A 22218-nucleotide genomic window follows, 5' to 3' on the forward strand; every position below is an offset into this window, starting at 1 on the left:
CGAAGCCGGTGCACAACATCCGTCAAAATGCCCGGATCCCCTGTCAGCCAAGCGTTTGACTCCCGGAATGCCGCGAGGGCGGCACCCCCAGGTGGGAGTGCCGCCCTCGCGGGTGACTTGGCTCAGTTCTGGTAGGAACCGAGGTCGAAGTCGTCGAGCGGGACCGACTGACCGGTGGACGGGCCGAAGTCGTAGTCGTACGACTCGTAGCCGACCATCGAGTACATCGCGGCCTTCGCCTCCTCGGTGGGCTCCACCCGGATGTTGCGGTAACGGTCCATGCCCGTACCGGCCGGGATCAGCTTGCCGATGATGACGTTCTCCTTCAGACCGACCAGCGAGTCGGACTTGCCGTGGATCGCGGCCTCGGTCAGGACGCGGGTCGTCTCCTGGAAGGAGGCGGCCGACAGCCACGACTCGGTGGCCAGCGAGGCCTTGGTGATACCCATCAGCACCGGACGACCGGAGGCCGGCGTACCGCCCTCTGCCACGACGCGACGGTTCTCCGCCTCGAACATGATCCGGTCCGCGAGCTCACCCGGCAGCAGCTGGGCGTCGCCCGACTCGATCACCGTGACCCGGCGCAGCATCTGCCGGACGATGATCTCGATGTGCTTGTCGTGGATGGCCACACCCTGCGACCGGTACACCTCCTGGACCTCGTCCACCAGGTGCTCCTGCGCCTTGCGTACGCCGAGGATCCGCAGAACCTCCTGCGGGTCCGGCGTACCCTGCGTCAGCTGCTGGCCGACCTCGACGTGCTGACCCTCTTCGATCAGCAGGCGACCACGCTTCGACACCGGGTAGGCGACCTCCTCGGAACCGTCGTCCGGGGTGAGCACCAGCTTCCGGGTCTTGTCGGTGTCCTCGATCGCGATCCGGCCGGCCGCCTCGGCGATCGGCGCCTTGCCCTTCGGCTGCCGGGCCTCGAACAGCTCGACGACACGGGGCAGACCGTGGGTGATGTCATCACCCGCGACACCGCCGGTGTGGAAGGTACGCATCGTCAGCTGCGTACCCGGCTCACCGATGGACTGGGCCGCGATGATGCCGACCGCCTCGCCGATGTCGACCGGCTTGCCGGTCGCCAGCGAACGCCCGTAGCACTTCGCGCAGGTCCCGGTCTTGGCGTCACAGGTCAGCACGGAGCGGACCTTGACCTCCTCGACGCCGGCCTCGACCAGCTTCGCGATCGAGACGTCGCCCAGGTCGCTGCCGGCCGTCAGTACGACGGTGCCGTCGGCGCCCGAGACATCGGTGGCCAGCGTCCGTGCGTAGGCACTGGTCTCCACGTTCTCGGCGTGCACGACCTTGCCCGACGGGTCTTTCTCGCCGATCTTCTTCGGCAGACCCCGCTCGGTCCCGCAGTCCTCCTCGCGGATGATCACGTCCTGCGACACGTCCACCAGACGACGGGTCAGGTACCCCGAGTCGGCGGTCCGCAGCGCGGTGTCGGCCAGACCCTTCCGGGCACCGTGGGTGGCGATGAAGTACTCGACCACCGACAGACCCTCGCGGAAGTTGGACTTGATCGGCCGGGCGATGATCTCGCCCTTCGGGTTGGCCACCAGACCACGCATACCGGCGATCTGCCGGATCTGCATCATGTTGCCTCGGGCACCCGAGTGGACCATCATCCAGATCGGGTTGGCCTTCTCGAAGTTCTCTTCCATCGCCTTGCCGACCTCGGCGTTGGCGCCGGTCCAGATCTCGATCAGTTCCTGCCGCCGCTCGGACGAGGTGATCAGACCCCGCTCGAACTGCTTCTGGACCTTCTCGGCCTGCGACTCGTAGCGAGCCATGATCTCGGGCTTGCTCGGCGGCGTGCTGAAGTCGTCGATCGACACCGTGACACCCGACCGGGTGGCCCAGCGGAAACCGAGGTCCTTCAGTGCGTCCAGAGCGTTCGCGACCTCGACCTTGGAGTAACGCTCGGCCAGGTCGTTGACGATCCCGCCCAGCTGCTTCTTGCCGACCTCGACGTCGACGAACGGGTAGTCCGTCGGCAGCGCCTCGTTGAACAGCGCCCGGCCCAGCGTGGTCTCCAGTGCGAAGCCACCCTCGGCCCGCTCGGTGGCACCAGCCGGTACGCCGGACTCGTTCAGCCGCAGCGTGATCTTGGCCTGCAGCGACAGCTCGAGCCGGTCGAACGCCATCAGCGCCTCGGCGACCGAGCTGAACGCCCGGCCCTCGCCCTTGACGCCTTCCTTCAGCATGGTCAGGAAGTAGATGCCGATGATCATGTCCTGCGTCGGCATCGTGACCGGACGGCCGTCGGCCGGCTTCAGGATGTTGTTGGTCGACAGCATCAGGATCCGGGCCTCGGCCTGCGCCTCGGCCGACAGCGGCAGGTGCACCGCCATCTGGTCACCGTCGAAGTCCGCGTTGAACGCGGAGCAGACGAGCGGGTGGATCTGGATCGCCTTGCCCTCGATCAGCTGCGGCTCGAACGCCTGGATACCCAGCCGGTGCAGGGTTGGTGCACGGTTGAGCAGGACCGGGTGCTCGGTGATGACCTCTTCCAGCACGTCCCAGACCTGGGCGCGCTGACGCTCGACCATCCGCTTGGCGGACTTGATGTTCTGCGCGTGGTTGAGGTCGACCAGCCGCTTCATCACGAACGGCTTGAACAGCTCCAGCGCCATCGCCTTCGGCAGACCGCACTGGTGCAGCTTCAGCTGCGGGCCGACCACGATGACCGAACGGCCCGAGTAGTCGACGCGCTTGCCCAGCAGGTTCTGACGGAAGCGACCCTGCTTGCCCTTGAGCATGTCGGACAGCGACTTCAGCGGCCGGTTGCCCGGGCCGGTGACCGGACGACCACGGCGGCCGTTGTCGAACAGTGCGTCGACGGCCTCCTGCAGCATCCGCTTCTCGTTGTTGACGATGATCTCGGGCGCGCCCAGGTCGAGCAGGCGCTTGAGCCGGTTGTTCCGGTTGATCACCCGGCGGTACAGGTCGTTCAGGTCCGAGGTGGCGAACCGGCCACCGTCGAGCTGAACCATCGGCCGCAGGTCCGGCGGGATCACCGGGACGCAGTCGAGCACCATGCCCATCGGGCTGTTGTTGGTGGCCAGGAACGCGGTGACGACCTTGAGCCGCTTCAGGGCGCGGGTCTTGCGCTGGCCCTTACCGGTCTTGATCGTCTCGCGCAGGTTGTCCGCCTCGGCCTTCAGGTCGAAGGTCTCCAGCCGGCGCTGGATCGCGGCGGCACCCATGGCGCCCTCGAAGTACTTGCCGAACCGCTCCTTCATGGCGCGGTAGAGGATCTCGTCGCCCTCGAGGTCCTGGACCTTCAGGTTCTTGAACCGGGTCCAGACCTCGTCGAGGCGGTCGATCTCGCGCTGCGCACGGTCGCGCAGCTGCTTGACCTCACGCTCGGCGCCTTCCTTGACCTTGCGCCGTACGTCGGCCTTGGCGCCCTCGGCCTCGAGCTGCGCCAGGTCCTCCTCGAGCTTCTTCATCCGGGTCTCGATGTCGTTGTCGCGCCGGTTCTCGAGCTGCTTGCGCTCGACGTCGGTCCGGCCCTCCAACGACGAGAGGTCGCGGTGCCGCGCCTCGTCGTCGACGTCGGTGATCATGTACGCCGCGAAGTAGATGACCTTCTCGAGGTCCTTCGGGGCGAGGTCGAGCAGGTAGCCGAGTCGCGACGGAACACCCTTGAAGTACCAGATGTGGGTGACCGGCGCGGCCAGCTCGATGTGGCCCATCCGCTCGCGGCGCACCTTGGAACGGGTGACCTCGACGCCACACCGCTCGCAGATGATGCCCTTGAAGCGAACGCGCTTGTACTTGCCGCAGTAGCACTCCCAGTCCCGGGTGGGACCGAAGATCTTCTCGCAGAAGAGACCGTCACGCTCGGGCTTGAGCGTCCGGTAGTTGATCGTCTCGGGCTTCTTGACCTCGCCGTGCGACCACTGACGGATCTCGTCCGCGGTGGCCAGGCCGATCCGAAGCTCGTCGAAGAAGTTCACGTCGAGCACGATGTGTTATCTCCCGATTGTTGAAGCGGTCTGAGTGAGTTGGTTGTTGATCTCAAGCGGCAACCCGCTCAGACCTCTTCGACACTGTTCGGCTCACGCCGGGACAGATCGATTCCCAGTTCCTCCGCAGCGCGGAAGACGTCCTCTTCGCTGTCGCGCATCTCGACCCGGCTTCCGTCGGACGAGAGCACTTCCACGTTCAGACACAGGGACTGCATTTCCTTGACCAGAACCTTGAAGGACTCCGGGATACCCGGCTCCGGGATGTTCTCGCCCTTGACGATCGCTTCGTACACCTTGACGCGACCGACCACGTCGTCCGACTTGATGGTGAGCAGCTCCTGCAGCGCGAAGGCGGCACCGTAGGCCTCGAGGGCCCACACCTCCATCTCGCCGAACCGCTGGCCACCGAACTGGGCCTTACCACCCAGCGGCTGCTGGGTGATCATCGAGTACGGACCGGTCGACCGTGCGTGGATCTTGTCGTCGACCAGGTGGTGCAGCTTCAGCATGTACATGTAGCCGACGCCGACCGGCTCCGGGAACGGCTCACCCGAACGGCCGTCGAACAGCCGGGCCTTGCCCGAGCCGTCGACCATCCGGACACCGTCGCGGTTCGGCAGCGTGGAGCTGAGCAGGCCGGTGACCTCCTCCTCCTTGGCGCCGTCGAACACCGGGGTGGCGACGTTCGTGAACGGCTCGGCTTCGCCGGCGCCGATCTTGATCAGTCGCTGGGCCCACTCTTCGGTGTTGTCCGGGTCGACCTTCCAGCCGCGGCTGGCGATCCACCCGAGGTGGGTCTCCAGAACCTGACCGACGTTCATCCGGCCGGGCACGCCCAGCGGGTTCAGGATGATGTCGACCTGGGTGCCGTCCTCGAGGAACGGCATGTCCTCGACCGGGAGGATCTTCGAGATGACGCCCTTGTTGCCGTGGCGTCCGGCCAGCTTGTCGCCGACCGAGATCTTCCGCTTCTGGGCGACGTACACCCGGACCAGCTGGTTCACACCCGGCGGCAGCTCGTCGCCGTTGTCGCGGTCGAAGACGCGGACACCGATGACGGTGCCCTCCTCGCCGTGCGGCACCTTCAGCGACGTGTCGCGGACCTCGCGGGCCTTCTCGCCGAAGATCGCGCGCAGCAGCCGCTCCTCCGGGGTCAGCTCGGTCTCACCCTTGGGCGTGACCTTGCCGACCAGGATGTCGCCGGTGGTGACCTCGGCGCCGATGCGGATGATGCCGCGCTCGTCGAGGTCGGCCAGCATCTCGTCGGAGACGTTCGGGATGTCCCGGGTGATCTCCTCCGGCCCCAGCTTGGTGTCGCGAGCGTCGACCTCGTGCTCCTCGATGTGGATCGAGGTCAGCAGGTCCTGCTGTACGACGCGCTGGGAGAGGATGATCGCGTCCTCGTAGTTGTGACCCTCCCAGGGCATGAAGGCGACCAGCATGTTGCGGCCGAGCGCCATCTCACCCTCGTCGGTGCACGGACCGTCGGCCAGCGGCGAGCCGATCTCGACCCGCTGCCCCGCGTCGACCAGCGGACGCTGGTTGATGCAGGTGCCCTGGTTCGAGCGGCGGAACTTCGCCAGCCGGTAGGTCTGGTACGTGCCGTCGTCGGCGGCGACCTCGATCAGGTCGGCCGAGACCTCCTTGATCACACCGGCCTTGTCGGCGACAACCACGTCGCCGGCGTCGACCGCACCGCGGAACTCCATGCCGGTACCGACCAGGGGGGCGTCCGCGGTGATCAGCGGAACGGCCTGGCGCTGCATGTTGGAGCCCATCAGGGCGCGGTTGGCGTCGTCGTGCTCGAGGAACGGGATCATCGCCGTCGCGACCGACACCATCTGGCGCGGCGAGACGTCCATGTAGTCCACGTCGTCGACCAGCACGAGCTCGACCTCACCGTGGCGCCGGCGAACCAGCACCCGGTCCTCGGCGAACCGGTCGTCGTCGGTGAGCGCGGCGTTGGCCTGCGCGATGACGAACCGGTCCTCCTCGTCCGCGGTCAGGTAGTCCACCTGGTCGGTGACCTGGCCGTCGACGACCTTGCGGTACGGCGTCTCGACGAAGCCGAACGGGTTCACCCGTCCGTACGTCGCGAGCGAGCCGATCAGGCCGATGTTCGGGCCTTCCGGGGTCTCGATCGGGCACATCCGGCCGTAGTGGGACGGGTGCACGTCGCGAACCTCGAAGCCGGCCCGCTCCCGGCTCAGACCACCCGGGCCAAGTGCCGACAGGCGGCGCTTGTGGGTCAGACCCGCGATCGGATTGGTCTGGTCCATGAACTGGGACAGCTGGGAGGTGCCGAAGAACTCCTTCAGCGCCGCCACCACCGGACGGATGTTGATCAGGGTCTGCGGCGTGATCGCCTCGACGTCCTGGGTCGTCATCCGCTCCCGGACCACGCGCTCCATCCGGGCCAGGCCGGTGCGCAGCTGGTTCTGGATCAGCTCGCCGACGGTCCGCAGCCGGCGGTTGCCGAAGTGGTCGATGTCGTCTTCCTCGACCACGATCTCGCCGGTCGGGGCAGGCAGCTCGGTCTTGCCCTCGTGCAGCGCGACCAGGTACTTGATCGTGGCGACGATGTCGTCGATCGTCAGTACCGCGGTGTCGTGCGCCTCGTCGCGGCCCAGCTTCTTGTTGATCTTGTAGCGACCAACCTTGGCCAGGTCGTAGCGCTTGCCGTTGAAGTAGTAGTTGTCCAACAGCGCCTGCGCGGCCTCGCGCGTCGGCGGTTCACCCGGCCGCAGCTTGCGGTAGATGTCCAGCAGCGCGTCGTCCTGCCCGGAGGTGTGGTCCTTCTCCAGGGTCAGCCGGATCGACTCGTAGTCGCCGAACTCTTCCAGGATCTGCGCGTCGGTCCAGCCCAGCGCCTTCAGCAGGACGGTGACGTTCTGCTTGCGCTTGCGGTCGAGACGGACGCCGACCATGTCGCGCTTGTCCACCTCGAACTCCAGCCACGCACCGCGCGACGGGATGATCTTGGCGGTGAAGATGTCCTTGTCCGACGTCTTGTCCGGAGTGCGCTCGAAGTACACACCGGGCGAGCGGACGAGCTGGGACACGACGACCCGCTCGGTCCCGTTGATGACGAAGGTGCCCTTGCGCGTCATCAGCGGGAAGTCACCCATGAAGACGGTCTGGCTCTTGATCTCACCGGTTTCGTTGTTCATGAACTCGGCCGTGACGAACAGCGGCGCGGAGTACGTGACGTCGCGCTCCTTGCATTCGTCGACCGTGTTCTTCGGCGGCTCGAAACGGTGGTCGCGGAACGACAGCGACATGGTGCCGCTGAAGTCCTCGATCGGGGAGATCTCTTCGAAGATCTCTTCGAGGCCGCTGGGACCGGACAGTTCGGTCCGCCCATCTGCCTCGGCGGCGGCCACTCGGGCCTGCCAGGTTTCGTTACCGACCAGCCAGTCGAAACTGTCCACCTGCAGCGCAAGGAGATCCGGAACCTCGAGAGGTTCGGAGATCTTTGCGAAGGAGATGCGGCGTGGTGAGCCGGAAACGTCGGAAATGCTGTCGGACTGGGGGTTGCGCGAGGCGACCAAGGGGCGTCCTTCCACGGGCTCGCAAAATCACATCGGTGCTGGGAGCGCACGCCAAGCCGCCCTAGTCAAGTCGAGACCCGAGCCAGGGCGAGGAGAAAGGCAGCGCAAAGCAATAGGCTACCCGATACAGGCAAGCCTGTCCAATGGGGTCCGATAGTCTGCCTTCGGACCACCCTCTCCGTCAAGGACCGACCCGGGGTCTCCAGCGGATAGATCACCCGCGAGCCTCCCGGCGCCCTCCTGGTGTGGAGTCACAAAGAGACTACAGTCCGGCGATCTCCTGGACCAGCCATCGGCCGTCAATTCGCACCATCGTGAATCGGGTCCGGTTCAGGTCGACCCGGGGACTACCCTTCGTGATCGTGCTGGTGGTGGTCTGGTTCACGAAGATGATCAGCGTGACCCGGTCGGCGTCGGCGTCGCGGACCCCGACCTCACGGACGTCGGCCACCACCGTGGCCTTGCTCTTGGTGGCCAGTTCGCCGGCCACCTTCGCGGTCTCGTCGAACTTGCCGGCGAACTCCGGAGTCATCGTCGCCCGCGCGGCAGCGAAGCTCTTGTCCAGGTCGCGGTAGTCGTAGCTGAGCGCGGTCTCGGCCGCCTTCCGGCCCGCCGCGGCGGCCTGGTCGCGGGCGTCCTCGGCCTGCTTGCCCTGCCACGCCTTGATCCCGAGCACCACCGCGACGGCCAGGACGAGAGCGACGGCGATCGCGAGGACCACGGTCAGAATCGTGCCCAGACCCCGCTTTCCATCACTTTCCGTAGTCGTCGAGGCGTCGGAAGCGGGCTCCGAAGGGGTCTCGACGGCCTCCGGTGTGGCTGGGGTCACATCCTCGGACCCGATTTCGGTGGCGCTCGTTGTCAGCTCGGCGGTGTCGACCGCGCCGGATCCTGCCTCAGATGCTGCATCAGACGTCGTACGGCGCTGGCCCGCGATGCGCGGGCGGTTGCGGGAACGATCCGGCATCAGCCCACCACCTGCAGGTCGGCGGTCAGCCAGTGGTCCTTCTCCCGGACCATGTCGAGCTTGATCCGGTACCGGCGCTCCACGCCCGTGGGCGCGGTCGTGTTGGTCACCACCGCGTTCACGATCAGCAGCACCTGGGCGGAGTCCTTGTCGTTCGAGACCACAGCGGCCTCCTTCACGTCACCCTTGGAGGTCGCCTTGTTGGTCGCGACGTCGGCCTTCACGGTCGCGATGCCGTCCTGGAACTCCTGTTTGAACTGTCCGGTCGAGTCGTCCACGACGCGCTTCGAGTCGGCGTCCCAGGTCTGGTAGTCGTACGTGGTGAAGTCGAGGCCCATCTGCCGGGCCGACTTCATCGCGGCGGACCGCTCGGACTTGTCCGCGTCCTGTTTCCGCAGTGCGACCACCGCGATCGTCGTACCGGCCAGGGCGATCAGCAGCAGGACGCTGAGGGCCCAGGCCAGGATCATCGGGCCACGCTTGGAGGTACTGGCAGTCACTTGCTGGTCACCGGTCCGAGGATGAGGGCTTTCCAGGAGTCGCTGCCGAGCAGTGCTTCCTGTCCGCCGGTGGAGCCGAGGACCATCGACGGCATCCCGTCGGTGCCGCCGGCGTCGCCGGTCGCCGGGTCGTAGCCGATGCCGTACCCGGTCCGGTTCAGGTCCTCGCGCGACGACGGGCCCGGCTTGTTCTGCGAGCCCCGGACGTTGACGCCGGTGCTCGGATCCGCCGTACAGCCCGCCTTGGTGTTGGCGGGGGTGTTCGTGACGAGCTGCGGCGGGCGTTTGTCGGTGCCGCCGTACCCGGCCCGGCAGGCGGCCGGGCTGAGCCCGAGGACCAGGCCGAAGTGCGCGTCGTAGTGCCCGGTGCCGGGGTCCTTGGCGGGTACGACGTACCCGCCCATCGAGACGGCTGGGTAGACCACGAGCAGTTGCTCGACGGCGTCCAGGCGGACGGCGGTGATCTCGCTCACCGTCAGCAGGTTACCGAGCAGGACCGCGATGTCCGCGCGGTTGTCCTGGATCAGGCCGGTCACCTCGGTGGCGGCGTTCGAGCCCTGGTCGATCACCTTGCGCAGGTCGGCGTCGGAGTTGACCAGGGTGTCGGACAGCAGCGCGAGGTTCTTCGCCCAGGCCTTGATCGCGTCGCCGCTGGCGACCTGGGTGGCCAGCACGGTGTCGCCGTCGTTGATCAGCTTGATGGTCTGCAGGACGTTCGCGTCCGCGTCGTCGATCAGCTTGCCGGAGCTGTCGATGATCTTCTGCAGGTCGGAGCCCTTGCCCTTCAGCGCGGCGCCGAGCTCGCGGACCGTGGTCTGCAGGCTGTCCTTGTCGACCGAGTTGACCAGTTGGTCGAGGTTCAGCAGCAGCTCGGTCGTGTCGATCGGGATCGCGGTGTCCTGGCGGGCGATCTTCGAGTTGTTCTGCAGGTACGGGCCGTTGTCGCGCCGGGGTTGCAGGTCGACGTACTGCTCGCCGATCGCGGACCGGTTCGCGACCACCGCGAGCAGGTCGTTCGGGATCTTGAACTTCTTCTCGATGTCCAGGTTCACGTCGACACCATCGGAGAGCAGCTTCAGCTCACCGACTCGGCCGACCGGCTGGCCGCGGTACGTCACCTCGGCGCCGGTGAAGATGCCGCCGGACTCGGCGAAGCTCGCGCTGACCGTGTAGTCGTCGTCGAACAGCAGCTTGTCCACCTGCGCGTACTTCGCGCCCACGAAGGCGACCCCGACGACGGTGATCAGCAGGAACACCATCAGCTGGATCCGGACCGTTCTGGTGATCACTTGGTCACCCCCGGCATCAGGGCCTTCGCCAGGTCGGGGTCGAACCCGGACCGGTTCAGCTTCGGTGCACAGACCGGCAGGCCGAGCAGGGTGATGCAGGTGGTCGCCGTACCGGTCGGAACCGGCAGGGACGGCAGGCCGGCGGTCCCCCGGCCGGTCGGGTTATGGATCGGGAGGCTGACCCGCCCGGTCGGCAGCGCAGTCGGGCCGACGGTCGGCAGCTTGAGCCCGATGATGTTTTGCAGCGCCTTCTGGGTGTTGACGTCGAGCGTGATGCCCAGGTTGGTGAAGTCACCGTCGACCGCCTTCGCGGCACCGTCCGGGAACGGGTAGGTGAACAGCAGCTGCAGCGAGTTCGGCAGGTCCTTCCCGGCCTTGGCCAGGTTGGTCAGGATCGGGTACAGCGATTTGAGGTTCGCGACCAGGTCCTTCTGCGCGGAGGTGATCACCCGGGTCGCGGTGTTGCCCAGGGTCGCCAGCGCCTGCAGCGTCTTGACCAGGGCCGCACGTTGCTTGTCCAGGGTGGCGATCGACTTCGGTAGCGAATCGATCGCGGTCGCCAGCGTCGCCTTCTGCGCGTTCAGCTTCTTGGCCAGCGAGTCGACGGCGGTGATCGCGGTGACGATCTGCTTCTTGTTCGCGTCGAGGGTGCCGACGAACGTGTTCAGCTGGGTCAGCACGCTGCGGATGGCCGGCTCGTTCCCGGTGAGCGCCTTGTTCAGCTCCTGGGTGATGATCTGCAGCTGGGCCACGCCGCCGCCGTTCAGCAGCAGCGACAGCGCCGACAGGACTTCCTCGACCTCGACGTTGCTGGTGGTCCGGGACAGCGGGATGACCTCGCCGTTGTCGAGCTTGCCGCGCGCTTGCTCCGACCCGGTCGGCCGGGACAGCGACACGAACTTCTCGCCCAGCAGGCTGGTCTGCCGGATCGTCGCGTGCGTGTTGTCGGGCAGCTCGAGGCTCTTCGGCAGCTTGATCCGGACCTTCGCGACGTACCCGTCCAGCCAGACCTTCTGCACCGTACCGACGGTGACGTCGTCGACCTTGACCGACGACTTCGGCACCAGATCCAGCACATCGGCGAACTCGACCGTCACCGTGTACGCCGGTCCCTTGATCTTCGCGCCACCCGGCAACGGCAGCGAATACACGCTGAAGTCACATCCGGTGAGCAGCAACGCCAACGCAACCACTCCAGCGACAAAGCCCGTACGGCGTTTCACTTGACCAGCCCCCCGAGGGTCGGGTCGACCGGGTCTGGACTGGTCATCGGCGCCTTCGGGGCCGGGGCCCACGGCGTACCGGCCGGGCCACCGCTGGACATGCCACCGCCGGTCAGCTGGCTCAGCAGCGGCAGCTTGGGCAGGGCGTCCAGGACGGGCTTCAGCAGCGAGCAGGTCGACAGGGGCTGGTTCGCCTGCAGCAGGAGCGAGCAGACGAAGTCCGCCGGATCGTCCAGCTGGGCCACGTTGAGCCGCTGGTCCAGCGTCCCGAACTGCGGGTTGTAGATCCGGGCCAGGTTCCCCAGGCCGAGTGGCGCCGTGTCGAGGATCTCGGCCAGCGCGGCCTTCTCGTTGACGAGGAGGGTCGACAGTTGGGTTGCGCTGTGGACCGTGGTCTTCACCAGCGTCCGGTTGTCCTTGACGAAGGTCGCGACCTCGCCGAGCGCCGTCGCCAGCAGCGACAGCGCGGACGACAGGTCCTTGCGCTCACCGGCCAGCGTGGTCGAGGTCGCGGCGAAGTTGGTGTTGAACTGACGGACCAGCTGGTCGTTCGCTGCCAGCGCGGACACGAACGTCTGCAGCTGCCGGATCGTGCTGAACAGGCTCTTCGAGTTCCCCGCCAGCGTGCTGCTCAGCTTGGACACGTCGGTGATGGTCTGGTTCAGCTTCGCGCCCTGGCCGTTCAGGTTCTTCGCCGACACGTCCAGCAGCCGCGACAGCGCACCCTGGTCGTTCGCGCCCTTGGGGCCGAGGGCAACGGACAGGTCGTTCAGGCTCTGGTAGATCTGGTCCAGTTCCAGCGGTACGGCGGTCCGGTCGACCGGGATCTGCGCCCCGTTGGCCATCACATCGCCCTTGGAGTACGCCGGAGTCAGCTGGACGTACCGGTCCGCGACGATCGACGGCGCAGCGATCACGGCCTTGGCGGTGGCGGGCACCTTGTGCTTGGCCTCCCACCAGAACTTCACCCGGACGGTCCGCCCGGCCGGCGTGACGCTCTCCACCTCGCCGACCTTGATCCCGAGGATCCGGACGTCGGAACCCGGATACACCGAGACCGCGCGCGGGAAGTACGCCGTCGCCGTGACCCGATCGGGTTTCGGCCACAGCGACACCACGCTGACCGCGAGGATCACCAGGACCACCGCGATCGCGATCAGCCGGGACAGGGACTGGATCTTCATCGGCCGCCACCTCCCAGGATCGGGGGCAGTCCGGCGATCGGGACCTTCGGCAACGGAATCTCCGGGACCGGCACCAGGTTCTGCAGGTAGACGTCGAACCACGGCCCGGTGCCGAGGGTGTTGGTGAAGACCCGGATGAACGGCGCGAGACCACGGATGCTGGCGTCCAGGTCGTTCTGGTTCTTCAGCAGCACCGCGAGGACGGCGTTCACCTTCTGCAGGGTCGGGCCGAGATCCTTGCGGTTCTCCCGGACCAGCGCGGTGATCTGCGCGGACAGCTGCTGCGTCGACACCAGCAGCTGGTGGATCAGCGCCCGCCGGGCCTGGACGGCCTGGAAGACCTTGTTGCCGTCCTTCATCAGCTTGATCAGCTGCTGGTTGCGGTCGGCAAGGACCTTGGTGACCACGTTGGAGTGCTGCAGCAACAACTTCAGCTGCTCGTCCCGCTTGGCCACGTTCCGGCTCAGCCGGGACAGGCCGGTCAGCGAGGCCTTCACCTCTTCGGGCGTGTTCTTGAAGGTCGCCGACAGCGTGTCCAGGGCCTTGGCCAGCTGGGCGGTGTCGATCCGCTCGGTCGTGTTCGCGAGATCCGAGAACGCGTCGACCACGTCGTACGCCGAGATCGTCCGGGCCAGCGGGATCTCGGTGCCGGCCTTGAGCTGGCCACCGCCGGCCGGGTTCAGCTTGAGGTACTTCTGTCCGAGCAGTGTCTTGATCTTCATCTCGGCGCCGGTCTGGTCACCGAGCTTCACGCCCTTGTCCACCACGAAGTCGACCCGGACGTGGGTGCCCTCGAGCTCGACCTTGCGGACCTGCCCGACGCGGACGCCGGCCACCCGGATCTCGTCGTTCGGCTTCAACCCGCCGGCCTCGGAGAACTGCGCCGAGTACTTCGTCCCGCCGCCGATCAGCGGCAGGTCCTGCGCCTTGAACGCGGCCAGCATGATCAGCCCGATCACCGTCAGGCCGATGACCCCGATGGTGACCTGGTTCTGCTCCCGGAACGGCTTCACTTCTGGCACCTCGCCGAATTCAGGTCGTAGGCGACGGGGATCCGCGTGCCCGTGGGCAGCGTGACGTTGCCGTCGAAGTTGCACAGGTAGAAGTTGAACCAGGATCCGTACGTCGCGGTCCGGGTCATCGTGTTCAGCTTCTCCGGCATGTTCTGCAGCGTCTTCACCCAGATCGCCTGCGTGTCGTCGAGGGTGGCCGCGGTGATCCGCAGCTTGTCCAGGTCGGCCTTGATCGGGACCCGGGTCTGCTGCAGCAGGCCGGCCGTCTTGGAGTTCAGCGAGTTGATCGAGGTGAGCGAGCTCAGGATCGGGTTGATGTCCTGGCTCAGCCCGGTGATGAACTGCTGCAGGTTCACCAGCAACTGGGAGAAGTTCTGCTGCCGCTGCGAGACGATCTGCAGGGTCGAGGTGAGGTTGGTGATCAGGTCGCCGATCACCTGGTCGGCATCGGCCAGCGTGGTGGTCAGCGAGGCCGTCTTGGCCAGCAGCGACTCGATCGTGCCGCCCTCACCCTGCAGCACCTTGATCACCTCGAAGGCGAACTGGTTCACATCGGCCGGCGTGAGTGCGGTGAAGAGCGGCTTGAACCCGTTGAACAGCACCGACAGGTCCAGCGCGGGAGCGGTCCGCTCCTTCGGGATGACGCCGTTCTTCTTCAGCCGCGCGCCGCCGCCGACACCATCGGTCAGGGCGATGTAGCGGTTGCCGACCAGGTTCCGGTAGCGCAGCGTCGCGTGCGTGGAGGCGTCGAGGATCTGGTCGGAGTCGACGCTGAACGTCACCATCGCCAGCCCGCTCTGCCCGGCATCGGTCTGGGACAGCGCGATCTTGTCGACCTGCCCGACCTTCACACCCGCGATCCGGATGTCGTCACCCTTGTTCAGCCCGACCGCGTCGGTGAAGACCGCCTTGTACTTCGTCGTCGGCGTGAAGCTGATGTTCCCGATCGTCACCGCGAGCAGCGCGGTCGCAACCGTGGTGACGACCACGAAGATCGCCAGCCGCACGGTGTCGAGCGAGGTCTTCTTGTCCAGCAGCTTGCTCACTTGAGATTCACCTGCCCTCCGCGGAGGAGGGGGCCGACCATCAGAGTGGTCAGGTCAGGTACGTCGTCGGCCGGGATGCCCATCGTCGGGGCGATGACCGAGTCGACGACCTTCTGTTCGGCCGGCGTACCGACGCCCTGGGTGTCCATGTCGAAGCCCGGCATGGCCCGGTTCAGCTGCAGGTTCAGCGGGAAGCGCTGGTTCTTGTTGTGGTCGCCGATCACACCGTCGTCACCGGTGATGTACGGCGCCGGGTTCTCCTGGGTGTACGGGCCTGGCTTCTCACCGGGGTGGCTGTAGTTCTTGCCGACGCAGGTCGGGCCACGGTGATCCCGGTAGACCGGCTTCTCGTTCGGCTCGTACGGCGTCGGCTGGTTCGTGATCAGCTCGAGGTTGATGTTCAGCTGCCCGTTCCGGAACGTGTCGTTCAGGATCGGGGTGGTGTCGCTCATCACCTTGAGGAAGCACGGCACCTCGGGCGAGTAGCGCTCCAGCAGGTCCAGCACCGGCTCGCTCACCTCGCCGAGCCGGATCACGCGGTCCTCGTTCTCCTTCAGGAACGCGTTGCCGTTCGTCGACAGCGCTTGTACGTCGACGAAGAACTTCTGCAACTGCACCTGCTTCTCCACCACGGTGTTGCCGGTGATGGTCAGGTTCCGCAGTGCACGGACGAGATCCGGGGTGGCATCGCCGTACAACTGTGCGACCTGCGTGAGTTTGGTCAGCGCGGCCATCAGCTTCGGGACACTCGGGTTCAGCTTCTTCAGGTACCCGTCGAGCTGGGTCAGCGTGCCGGCGATCTCGGCGCCGCGGCCTTCGAGTGCGGTGGCCAGCGTGTTCAGGGTGGCGTTCAGGTCGGCAGGGTCGACCGCCTGCAGCAGCGGGAGAGCGTCGTTCAGCACCTTCTCGATCTCGATGCCGACCGCGGTCTTGTCGCGCGAGATCACGTCGCCGGCCTTGATGTGCTGTCCTTCGGCACCCGTTGGCGGCACGAGGGCGACGTACTTCTCGCCGAAGAGCGTCTTCGGCAGGATCCGGGCGCTGACCTCCCTGGAGATCTCGCTGACCTGGTCGGGCTTCAGGGCGAGCTTGACCGTTGCCTCGTCGCCGTCCGTGGAGACCCCGCGGACCTCGCCGACGATGATGCCGCGCAGCTTCACATCGGCGTGCTCGTTCAGCTGCAGGCCGATGTGGCTGGTCTTCAGCTCGACGTTGACGGTCGGGGTGAAGACCTTCGCGTAGAAGGCGTACGTCAGCCAGAGCAGGAAGCACACGACGCCGATGAACGCGACGCCGAGCACCTTGTGGGAGATCAGTTTCCGCATCGAGTCACCCGGCCAGCCTGACGGTGGTCGTCGTACCCCAGATGGCCATCGACAGCAGCAGGTCGACCACGTTGATCACGACGATCGACGTCCGTACGGCGCGACCTACAGCGACGCCCACACCGGCCGGACCGCCCGTGGCGTGGTAGCCGTGGTAGCAGTGGACGAGGATCACCAGGACCGAGAAGACGAGCACCTTCCCGAAGGACCAGAGCACGTCACCGGGCGGCAAGAACAGATGGAAGTAGTGGTCGTACGTGCCCGTGCTCTGCCCGTAGAAGGTGGTCACAGTGAGCCTGGTGGCGAAGTACGACGCCAACAGGCCGACGACGTACAGCGGAATGACGGCAACCAGGCCCGCAATGATCCGGGTGGTGACGAGGAACGGCAGCGATGGGATCGCCATCACCTCGAGGGCGTCGATCTCCTCGCTGATCCGCATCGCACCGAGCTGCGCGGTGAAGCCACAACCGACCGTCGCGGCGAGTGCGATACCGGCGATCAGCGGGCCGATCTCGCGGGTGTTGATGTAGGCGCTCACGAACCCGGCGAAGGCCGACGTACCGATCTGGTTCAGCGCCGAGTAGCCCTGCAGGCCGACCTCGGTGCCGGTGAAGAAGGCCAGGAACGTGATCACGCCGACCGTGCCGCCGATCACCGCGAGCGCGCCGGTGCCGAGTGTCACCTCGGCCAGCAGGCGGAAGATCTCCTTGCGGTACCGGGTGATCGACTTGCCGGACCAGGCCAGTGCCTTGATGTAGAACGCCAGCTGCTCGCCGAGCTTGTCGAGCGAGTTAAGCGGCTTCTTCACCAGGGTGTCCATCAGGGCCGACACGTCACGCCCCCTTCGGCGGGACGAGCTGGAAGTAGATCGCCGTCATCGAGAAGTTCGCGACGAACAGCAGCATGAAGGTGATGACGACGGACTGGTTCACCGCGTCCCCGACCCCCTTCGGGCCGCCGCCCGCGTTCACACCCTTGTACGAGGCAACGACCGCGGCGATGAACCCGAACACCAGGGCCTTCGCCTGGCCCTGCCACAGGTCAGGCAGGTGGGCGAGCGCGGTGAACGAGGCGATATAGCTACCGGGGGTGCCGTCCTGCAGGACGACGTTGAAGACGTAGCCGCCCATCACGCCGACCACGCTGACGAAACCGTTCAGGAAGAAGGCGACCAGCATCGTGGCCAGGACGCGCGGGACGACGAGCCGCTGGATCGGGTCGATTCCGAGAACCATCATCGCGTCGAGTTCCTCGCGGATCTTGCGCGAACCGAGGTCGGCGCAGATCGCGGACCCGCCGGCGCCGGCGATCAGCAGGGCGGTCGCGATCGGCGACGCTTCCCGGACCACGGCCAGGACCGCAGCCGAGCCGGTAAAGGCCTGCGCGCCGAACTGCTTGATCAGGCCGCCGACCTGCAGGGCGATCACCGCGCCGAACGGGATCGCGACCAGCGCGGTCGGGATGATCGTCACGCTCGCGACGAACCACGCCTGCTGCAGGAACTCCTTGAGCTGGAAGGGCCGCCGTACCGAAGCGCGCGCGGTGTCGAGAGCAAAGGAGAACAGCGAACCGGCGTGCTTCAGGGGCGCGGTCGCGCTAACGGTCACGTGGCCCCCACCGTTGCGGTGGCGAACGAGCCCGGGGGCGGGGTGATGCCGTTCTCTTCGCACCACTCGCCCGGCTCGCGCTGGGTCGGGCGGCGAATCCCGCTGCTGGGGAGCTGCTGGAGTGGGATCGGCGGGAGCGGTGGGAGCTCCTGGCCGGCCTCGGCGGCGAGCTCGTCGGCGTCCTTCTCCTCGGACATGCCGATCGGGCCGACCATCTGGGCGTTGAGGAACTGCCGGATCACCGGCTCCTCGCTGGACAGCAGCATTTCGCGCGGGCCGAACATGGCCAGGTGCCGGTGGTAGAGCATGCCGATGTTGTCCGGCACGGTCCGGGCGGTGTTCACGTCGTGGGTGACGATCAGGAAGGTCGGGCCGAACGCCTCGTTGAGGTCGATCATGACCTGATTCAGGAACGACGTACGCACGGGGTCCAGACCGGAGTCGGGCTCGTCCACGAGCAGGATCTCGGGGTCGAGCACCAGCGCGCGGGCCAGGCCGGCCCGCTTGCGCATCCCGCCGGAGATCTCGCCGGGCAGCTTCTTCTCCGCGCCGACCAGGCCGACCATCTCCATCTTCTCCATCACGATGGAGCGGATGTCGGACTCGGACTTCTTGGTGTGCTCGCGGAGCGGGAACGCGACGTTGTCGTAGAGGTTCATCGAGCCGAACATCGCGCCGTCCTGGAACAGCACGCCGAACAGGCGGCGGATCTCGTACAGCTCGCGCTCGGAGCAGGTGGCGATGTCGGTGCCCTCGATGAACACGTGACCCTTGTCCGGCTTGAGCAGACCGATCAGCGTCTTCAGGAAGACGGACTTGCCGGTGCCGGACGGACCGAGCATCACGCAGATCTCGCCGGCCGGCAGAGTCAGGGACACGTCGCCCCAGATCAGCTGGCTTCCGAAGGACTTGGTGAGACCCTCGACGCGGACTTCTACGCCCACCTGGCCCTCCTATCGGCTCTGCCTCACGGGATGTTCGATCTTGGCCCCGAAACCGACGAGTACGTCGGTCTCAACGAGGGAGCAGTGGCCTAGGTTACGCACGAGTACGGTTTTGCGTAACCCCTAGCATTCAAGCGGTGCGATCCTAGCTACCGGAAAATGTCAGAAGGGCGGCCCCCCTCGCGGGGGACCGCCCTTCTGTACACATTCGTTACGTCCCGGAACGGAACGTAAGCGAGGTCACTTCAGCGTGACGGTGGCCCCGGCGCCCTCGAGGGCCTCCTTGGCCTTCTCCGCGGCAGCCTTGTCGACCTTCTCCAGAACGGCCTTCGGGGCCGCCTCGACGAGGTCCTTGGCCTCCTTCAGCCCAAGGCTGGTGAGACCACGCACCTCCTTGATGACCTGGATCTTCTTGTCGCCGGCGCTCTCGAGAACGACGTCGAACTCGTCCTGCTCGGCGGCCTCTTCGGCCGGGGCGCCACCAGCGGGCGCACCCGGGGCAGCAACGGCGACCGGGGCGGCGGCGGTGACGCCGAACTCCTCCTCGAACGCCTTAACAAACTCCGACAGCTCCAGCAGGGTCAGTTCCTTGAACTGGCCGAGGAGCTCTTCGGTGCTGAGCTTCGCCATTTTGGCGGTCCTTCCTAACTGTGGTGCTTGTGATCACTGATGGGTGTATTGCTGAGATCCGCGTCAGCTGTCAGCCGGCGCGGCCTCCTCGGTGCTCGCCTCGGCAGGTGCCTCGACCGTGTCCTGCACGGCCGGCGCCTCGTCCGCCACTGCATCTTGCACAGGGGCGTCCGCGGCAGGCAGCTTCTCCTGCAGCGCCGCGAACAGGCGCGCGGCCTGCGACAGCGGAGCAGCGAACAACGACACCGCTTGCTGCGGGGCCGCCTTCATCGCACCTGCGAGCTTCGCGAGGAGGACCTCACGCGACTCCAGGTCAGCGAGCTTGGTGATCTCGTCAGTGCCGAGTGCCTTACCGTCGAGCACTCCGCCCTTGATGACGAGAAGGGGATTCGCCTTGGCGAAGTCACGCAGGCCCTTGGCCGCAACCACCGGGTCGCCCTTGATGAAGGCGATGGCCGACGGACCCTCGAGCAGCGAGTCGAACGACTCGACACCCGCGTCCTTGGCCGCGATCTTGGTCAGCGTGTTCTTCACCACGGCGTAGTTCACGTCGTCACCGAGCGCAGTGCGCAGTTGCCGCAGCTGCGAGACGGTGAGTCCGCGGTACTCGGTCAGCACGGCGCCGTTCGAGCTACGGAACTCGTCCGTCAGCTCGGCGACTGCGGCTGCCTTGTCCGGCCTCGCCATGGGGTCTCCTTCGTTTCGCTTCCATGCCTCGACCCCTGGACCGGTTCCATCAATGAGAAAACGCCCCTGCGCAGGCGCAAGGGCGTGAACATAACTGCGGTCACACTATCCAAGTCACCTACGCGGGCCGCCCACTCAGTGGTGGGACCTTCAGTCACTCGAAAGCGACAACCAGCGGTCTTCGGCAAGGTTCAGTGTGCCTGGTGTACAGGTATTTAGCCAAATCGGTTCCATCACGCCGGTTGTTCGCGGGTCGGATGCGGCGGGATCCACCGGTGCATGGCCGTCGCGGCGGCCCACCCTGTGCCTGCCATGATCACAATCGCAGGCCCCAGCCCCAGCAACGCGGTAGCCCCCGCCAAAAGCAGCGGCCCGGCCCCGTTCCCCGTGTCGGCGAACAATCTGAAGGCACCAAGGAACTGTGCCCGCCCGACCGGTGGAGACGCATCAGCACCCAGCGTCATGATCACTCCGGCTCCCAGCCCATTGCCGACTCCCATCAGCAATGCGACCGCGGTCAACGTCGTAGTGGAGTGTGTGAGCGGCAGGATGAGATGCGCCAGCCCCAGCACGAACATCGACGGTACGGCGACCCACTTGCGGCCCAGGCGGTCCATCACCGAGCCGGCTGGATAGAACAGCAGCATGTCGACGGCACCGGAGAGCCCGAAGATGATGCTGGTCGTCTGAGCATCCAGTCCGATGTGCAGCGCCCACAGCGGGATCACGACCTGCCGTGACGCCCGGACCGCGCCGACGAGCATCGCTCCGACCCCGAGAGTCCGCAGTACCGGCAGGTGGTCCCGGATCACGACCCAGGTCGACTGTGCGGCAACGGGCCGGCTTCCGCGGGTACGTCGCACTGACTCGACGTCGGGCAGGCTGAGTAGGACTCCGCAGGCGAGAAGTGCGGCGACCAGGTGCACCCAGTAGGCGCCGTCAGTACCCAGGAACTTCATCGCGAAGGCACCGATGAACGGGCCGATGAACGAGCCGATGCGCTGGACACCACCGAGTGTGGACAGCGCGCGGGCTCGCAGCTCGATCGGAACCGCTTCGCTCAGATACGCCTGGCGGGCAAGGCCCCAGACGGCGCCGGCCAGTCCGGTGCACCCGATCGCGATGGCCAGGCCCCAGACGGTCGGCACGAGCAAACAGGCCAGCAACGCCAGTGCGACCAAGAAGGTCGCGCCGAGCATCGCGCGTCGTTCGCCGATCCGGTTGGTCAGTGCACCGGCGGGGATGTCGCCGATCACCTGCCCGAGTCCGACCGCGGCAACCACCAGCCCGGCTACCGCGACCGAGGCGCCCAGATGCGTTGCTGACAAGGCGATTACGGGCGCGATGGCGCCCTGCCCGATTCCGTAGAGCAGTGCGGGCAGATAGACCGCGGGGGCGATCTTCCAGAGGTCCTTGGCCTGGGACATCACTGACCGCTTGCCAGTGCGATGCAGCGATCGCGGGCGACCGGAGTGGCTCCCAGCAGCTCGGACACCGACCAGGCGGCCGCGACGATCCTCATCCCGAACTCCTCCATTCGCTCGACCGGCATCCGCATCTCGGGGCCGGACACACTCAGGCAGCCGGCCACCTGGCCGGAGTAGCCGAACACCGGCGCGGAGACGCTGCGGATCCCCGGCGTCCGCTCCATCATCGACAGCGCGAACCCACGCGCCCGGATCTCCGCGAACTGGGCAGCGAGCACCACCGGATCGGTGATGGTCTGCGGCAGCACCCGCTCGAGGTGACCACTCAGAACCGCCTCCTGCTGTTCCCACGGCAAGAACGCGAGCATTGCCTTCCCCGGTGCCCCGAGCGGCAACGCGACCGGCATGCCGAACTCCGTGTAGGTACGCCGCAGTTGGTGATGGCTCTCGACCTGGTCCAGCACGACGCGCTGCCCGGACGGCAGCAACTCGTGCACAGCCGCGGTCTCCCCTGTGTGATCGCGGAGTGCACGAAGTACTGGCATCGCGGCGTCCCGGAGCGTGGCCGGGATGCCACCGCTGTGAGCGAGCTGCACCACCAGCGGACCGATCGCATACCTCTTGTGAGCGGTCTGCCGAACCAGACCGTTCTCCTGCATCGCCAACAGCAGCCGATGCACCGTGCTGGTCGACAGCCCGGTCGCCCGGGCGAGATCACTGATCCCAAGATCCGGCGTACGACTGTCAAAACACCGAAGAATCGCCACAGCCCGATCAATAGACTGCACCGACCCCCGCGTTTCCTGCATTACGGCATCGTATCCCGCCATGCGGGA

General features: G+C 66.5%; 17 protein-coding genes. All 17 read right to left on the bottom strand.

What is annotated here, in order from left to right:
• Positions 1-122: 122 nt before the first annotated feature.
• Complete coding sequence (locus AB0L70_RS24345) at positions 123-3983, bottom strand: DNA-directed RNA polymerase subunit beta' (RefSeq protein ID WP_363687793.1); 3861 nt, start codon at positions 3981-3983, stop codon at positions 123-125.
• A gap of 68 nt (positions 3984-4051) precedes the next feature.
• A complete protein-coding gene (rpoB, locus tag AB0L70_RS24350) occupies positions 4052-7537 on the bottom strand; it encodes a DNA-directed RNA polymerase subunit beta (protein ID WP_363687795.1) in 3486 nt (1161 codons plus the stop codon).
• A 262-nt stretch (positions 7538-7799) separates the two neighbouring features.
• Entirely contained in the window at positions 7800-8504 is a 705-nt protein-coding gene (locus AB0L70_RS24355; RefSeq protein WP_363687797.1) for a hypothetical protein, read from the bottom strand.
• Positions 8504-9004, bottom strand: a complete 501-nt coding sequence (locus AB0L70_RS24360; protein WP_363687799.1) for a hypothetical protein — start codon at positions 9002-9004, stop codon at positions 8504-8506. Before AB0L70_RS24360 ends, AB0L70_RS24355 begins: the two co-directional genes overlap by 1 nt.
• Positions 9001-10293 (bottom strand): MlaD family protein, encoded by a 1293-nt coding sequence (locus tag AB0L70_RS24365; RefSeq protein ID WP_363687801.1) that lies wholly within the window; start codon positions 10291-10293, stop codon positions 9001-9003. The genes AB0L70_RS24360 and AB0L70_RS24365 overlap by 4 nt, the downstream gene beginning before the upstream one ends.
• Positions 10290-11516, bottom strand: coding sequence for an MCE family protein (locus tag AB0L70_RS24370; RefSeq protein ID WP_363687803.1), 1227 nt, complete (start codon positions 11514-11516; stop codon positions 10290-10292). The genes AB0L70_RS24365 and AB0L70_RS24370 overlap by 4 nt, the downstream gene beginning before the upstream one ends.
• Positions 11513-12700, bottom strand: a complete 1188-nt coding sequence (locus AB0L70_RS24375; RefSeq protein ID WP_363687805.1) for an MCE family protein — start codon at positions 12698-12700, stop codon at positions 11513-11515. Before AB0L70_RS24375 ends, AB0L70_RS24370 begins: the two co-directional genes overlap by 4 nt.
• On the bottom strand, positions 12697-13713 hold the full coding sequence (locus AB0L70_RS24380) for an MCE family protein (protein WP_363687807.1): 1017 nt from the start codon (positions 13711-13713) through the stop codon (positions 12697-12699). The genes AB0L70_RS24375 and AB0L70_RS24380 overlap by 4 nt, the downstream gene beginning before the upstream one ends.
• Positions 13710-14759: an MCE family protein gene (locus tag AB0L70_RS24385; protein ID WP_363687809.1), complete on the bottom strand. Its 1050-nt coding sequence runs from the start codon at positions 14757-14759 to the stop codon at positions 13710-13712. Before AB0L70_RS24385 ends, AB0L70_RS24380 begins: the two co-directional genes overlap by 4 nt.
• Positions 14756-16084, bottom strand: a complete 1329-nt coding sequence (locus tag AB0L70_RS24390) for an MCE family protein (RefSeq protein ID WP_363687811.1) — start codon at positions 16082-16084, stop codon at positions 14756-14758. The genes AB0L70_RS24385 and AB0L70_RS24390 overlap by 4 nt, the downstream gene beginning before the upstream one ends.
• A gap of 4 nt (positions 16085-16088) precedes the next feature.
• On the bottom strand, positions 16089-16907 hold the full coding sequence (locus AB0L70_RS24395) for an ABC transporter permease (RefSeq protein ID WP_363687921.1): 819 nt from the start codon (positions 16905-16907) through the stop codon (positions 16089-16091).
• A gap of 13 nt (positions 16908-16920) precedes the next feature.
• Entirely contained in the window at positions 16921-17694 is a 774-nt protein-coding gene (locus AB0L70_RS24400; RefSeq protein WP_363687813.1) for an ABC transporter permease, read from the bottom strand.
• The gene (locus tag AB0L70_RS24405; protein WP_363687815.1) at positions 17691-18638 is read right to left on the bottom strand and encodes an ABC transporter ATP-binding protein; all 948 of its coding nucleotides are present in this window, start codon (positions 18636-18638) and stop codon (positions 17691-17693) included. The genes AB0L70_RS24400 and AB0L70_RS24405 overlap by 4 nt, the downstream gene beginning before the upstream one ends.
• A 240-nt stretch (positions 18639-18878) precedes the next feature.
• Positions 18879-19268: a 50S ribosomal protein L7/L12 gene (gene rplL, locus AB0L70_RS24410; RefSeq protein WP_363687817.1), complete on the bottom strand. Its 390-nt coding sequence runs from the start codon at positions 19266-19268 to the stop codon at positions 18879-18881.
• A gap of 63 nt (positions 19269-19331) precedes the next feature.
• Positions 19332-19955, bottom strand: a complete 624-nt coding sequence (gene rplJ / locus AB0L70_RS24415; RefSeq protein ID WP_363687819.1) for a 50S ribosomal protein L10 — start codon at positions 19953-19955, stop codon at positions 19332-19334.
• Between the two features lie 233 nt (positions 19956-20188).
• Entirely contained in the window at positions 20189-21382 is a 1194-nt protein-coding gene (locus AB0L70_RS24420; protein ID WP_363687821.1) for an MFS transporter, read from the bottom strand.
• Positions 21382-22212, bottom strand: a complete 831-nt coding sequence (locus tag AB0L70_RS24425) for an IclR family transcriptional regulator (RefSeq protein ID WP_363687823.1) — start codon at positions 22210-22212, stop codon at positions 21382-21384. Before AB0L70_RS24425 ends, AB0L70_RS24420 begins: the two co-directional genes overlap by 1 nt.
• Positions 22213-22218 lie beyond the last annotated feature (6 nt).

This window comes from Kribbella sp. NPDC051952, assembly GCF_040680855.1.
Taxonomy (GTDB): Bacteria; Actinomycetota; Actinomycetes; order Propionibacteriales; family Kribbellaceae; genus Kribbella.

Coding starts and splice junctions, on each gene's coding strand:
- AB0L70_RS24355 (WP_363687797.1), bottom strand. CDS start 8,504: ATGCCGGATCGTTCCCGCAACCGCCCGCGCATCGCGGGCCAGCGCCGT.
- AB0L70_RS24375 (WP_363687805.1), bottom strand. CDS start 12,700: ATGAAGATCCAGTCCCTGTCCCGGCTGATCGCGATCGCGGTGGTCCTG.
- AB0L70_RS24390 (WP_363687811.1), bottom strand. CDS start 16,084: ATGCGGAAACTGATCTCCCACAAGGTGCTCGGCGTCGCGTTCATCGGC.
- AB0L70_RS24395 (WP_363687921.1), bottom strand. CDS start 16,907: ATGGACACCCTGGTGAAGAAGCCGCTTAACTCGCTCGACAAGCTCGGC.
- rplL (WP_363687817.1), bottom strand. CDS start 19,268: ATGGCGAAGCTCAGCACCGAAGAGCTCCTCGGCCAGTTCAAGGAACTG.
- rplJ (WP_363687819.1), bottom strand. CDS start 19,955: ATGGCGAGGCCGGACAAGGCAGCCGCAGTCGCCGAGCTGACGGACGAG.
- AB0L70_RS24420 (WP_363687821.1), bottom strand. CDS start 21,382: ATGTCCCAGGCCAAGGACCTCTGGAAGATCGCCCCCGCGGTCTATCTG.
- AB0L70_RS24425 (WP_363687823.1), bottom strand. CDS start 22,212: ATGGCGGGATACGATGCCGTAATGCAGGAAACGCGGGGGTCGGTGCAG.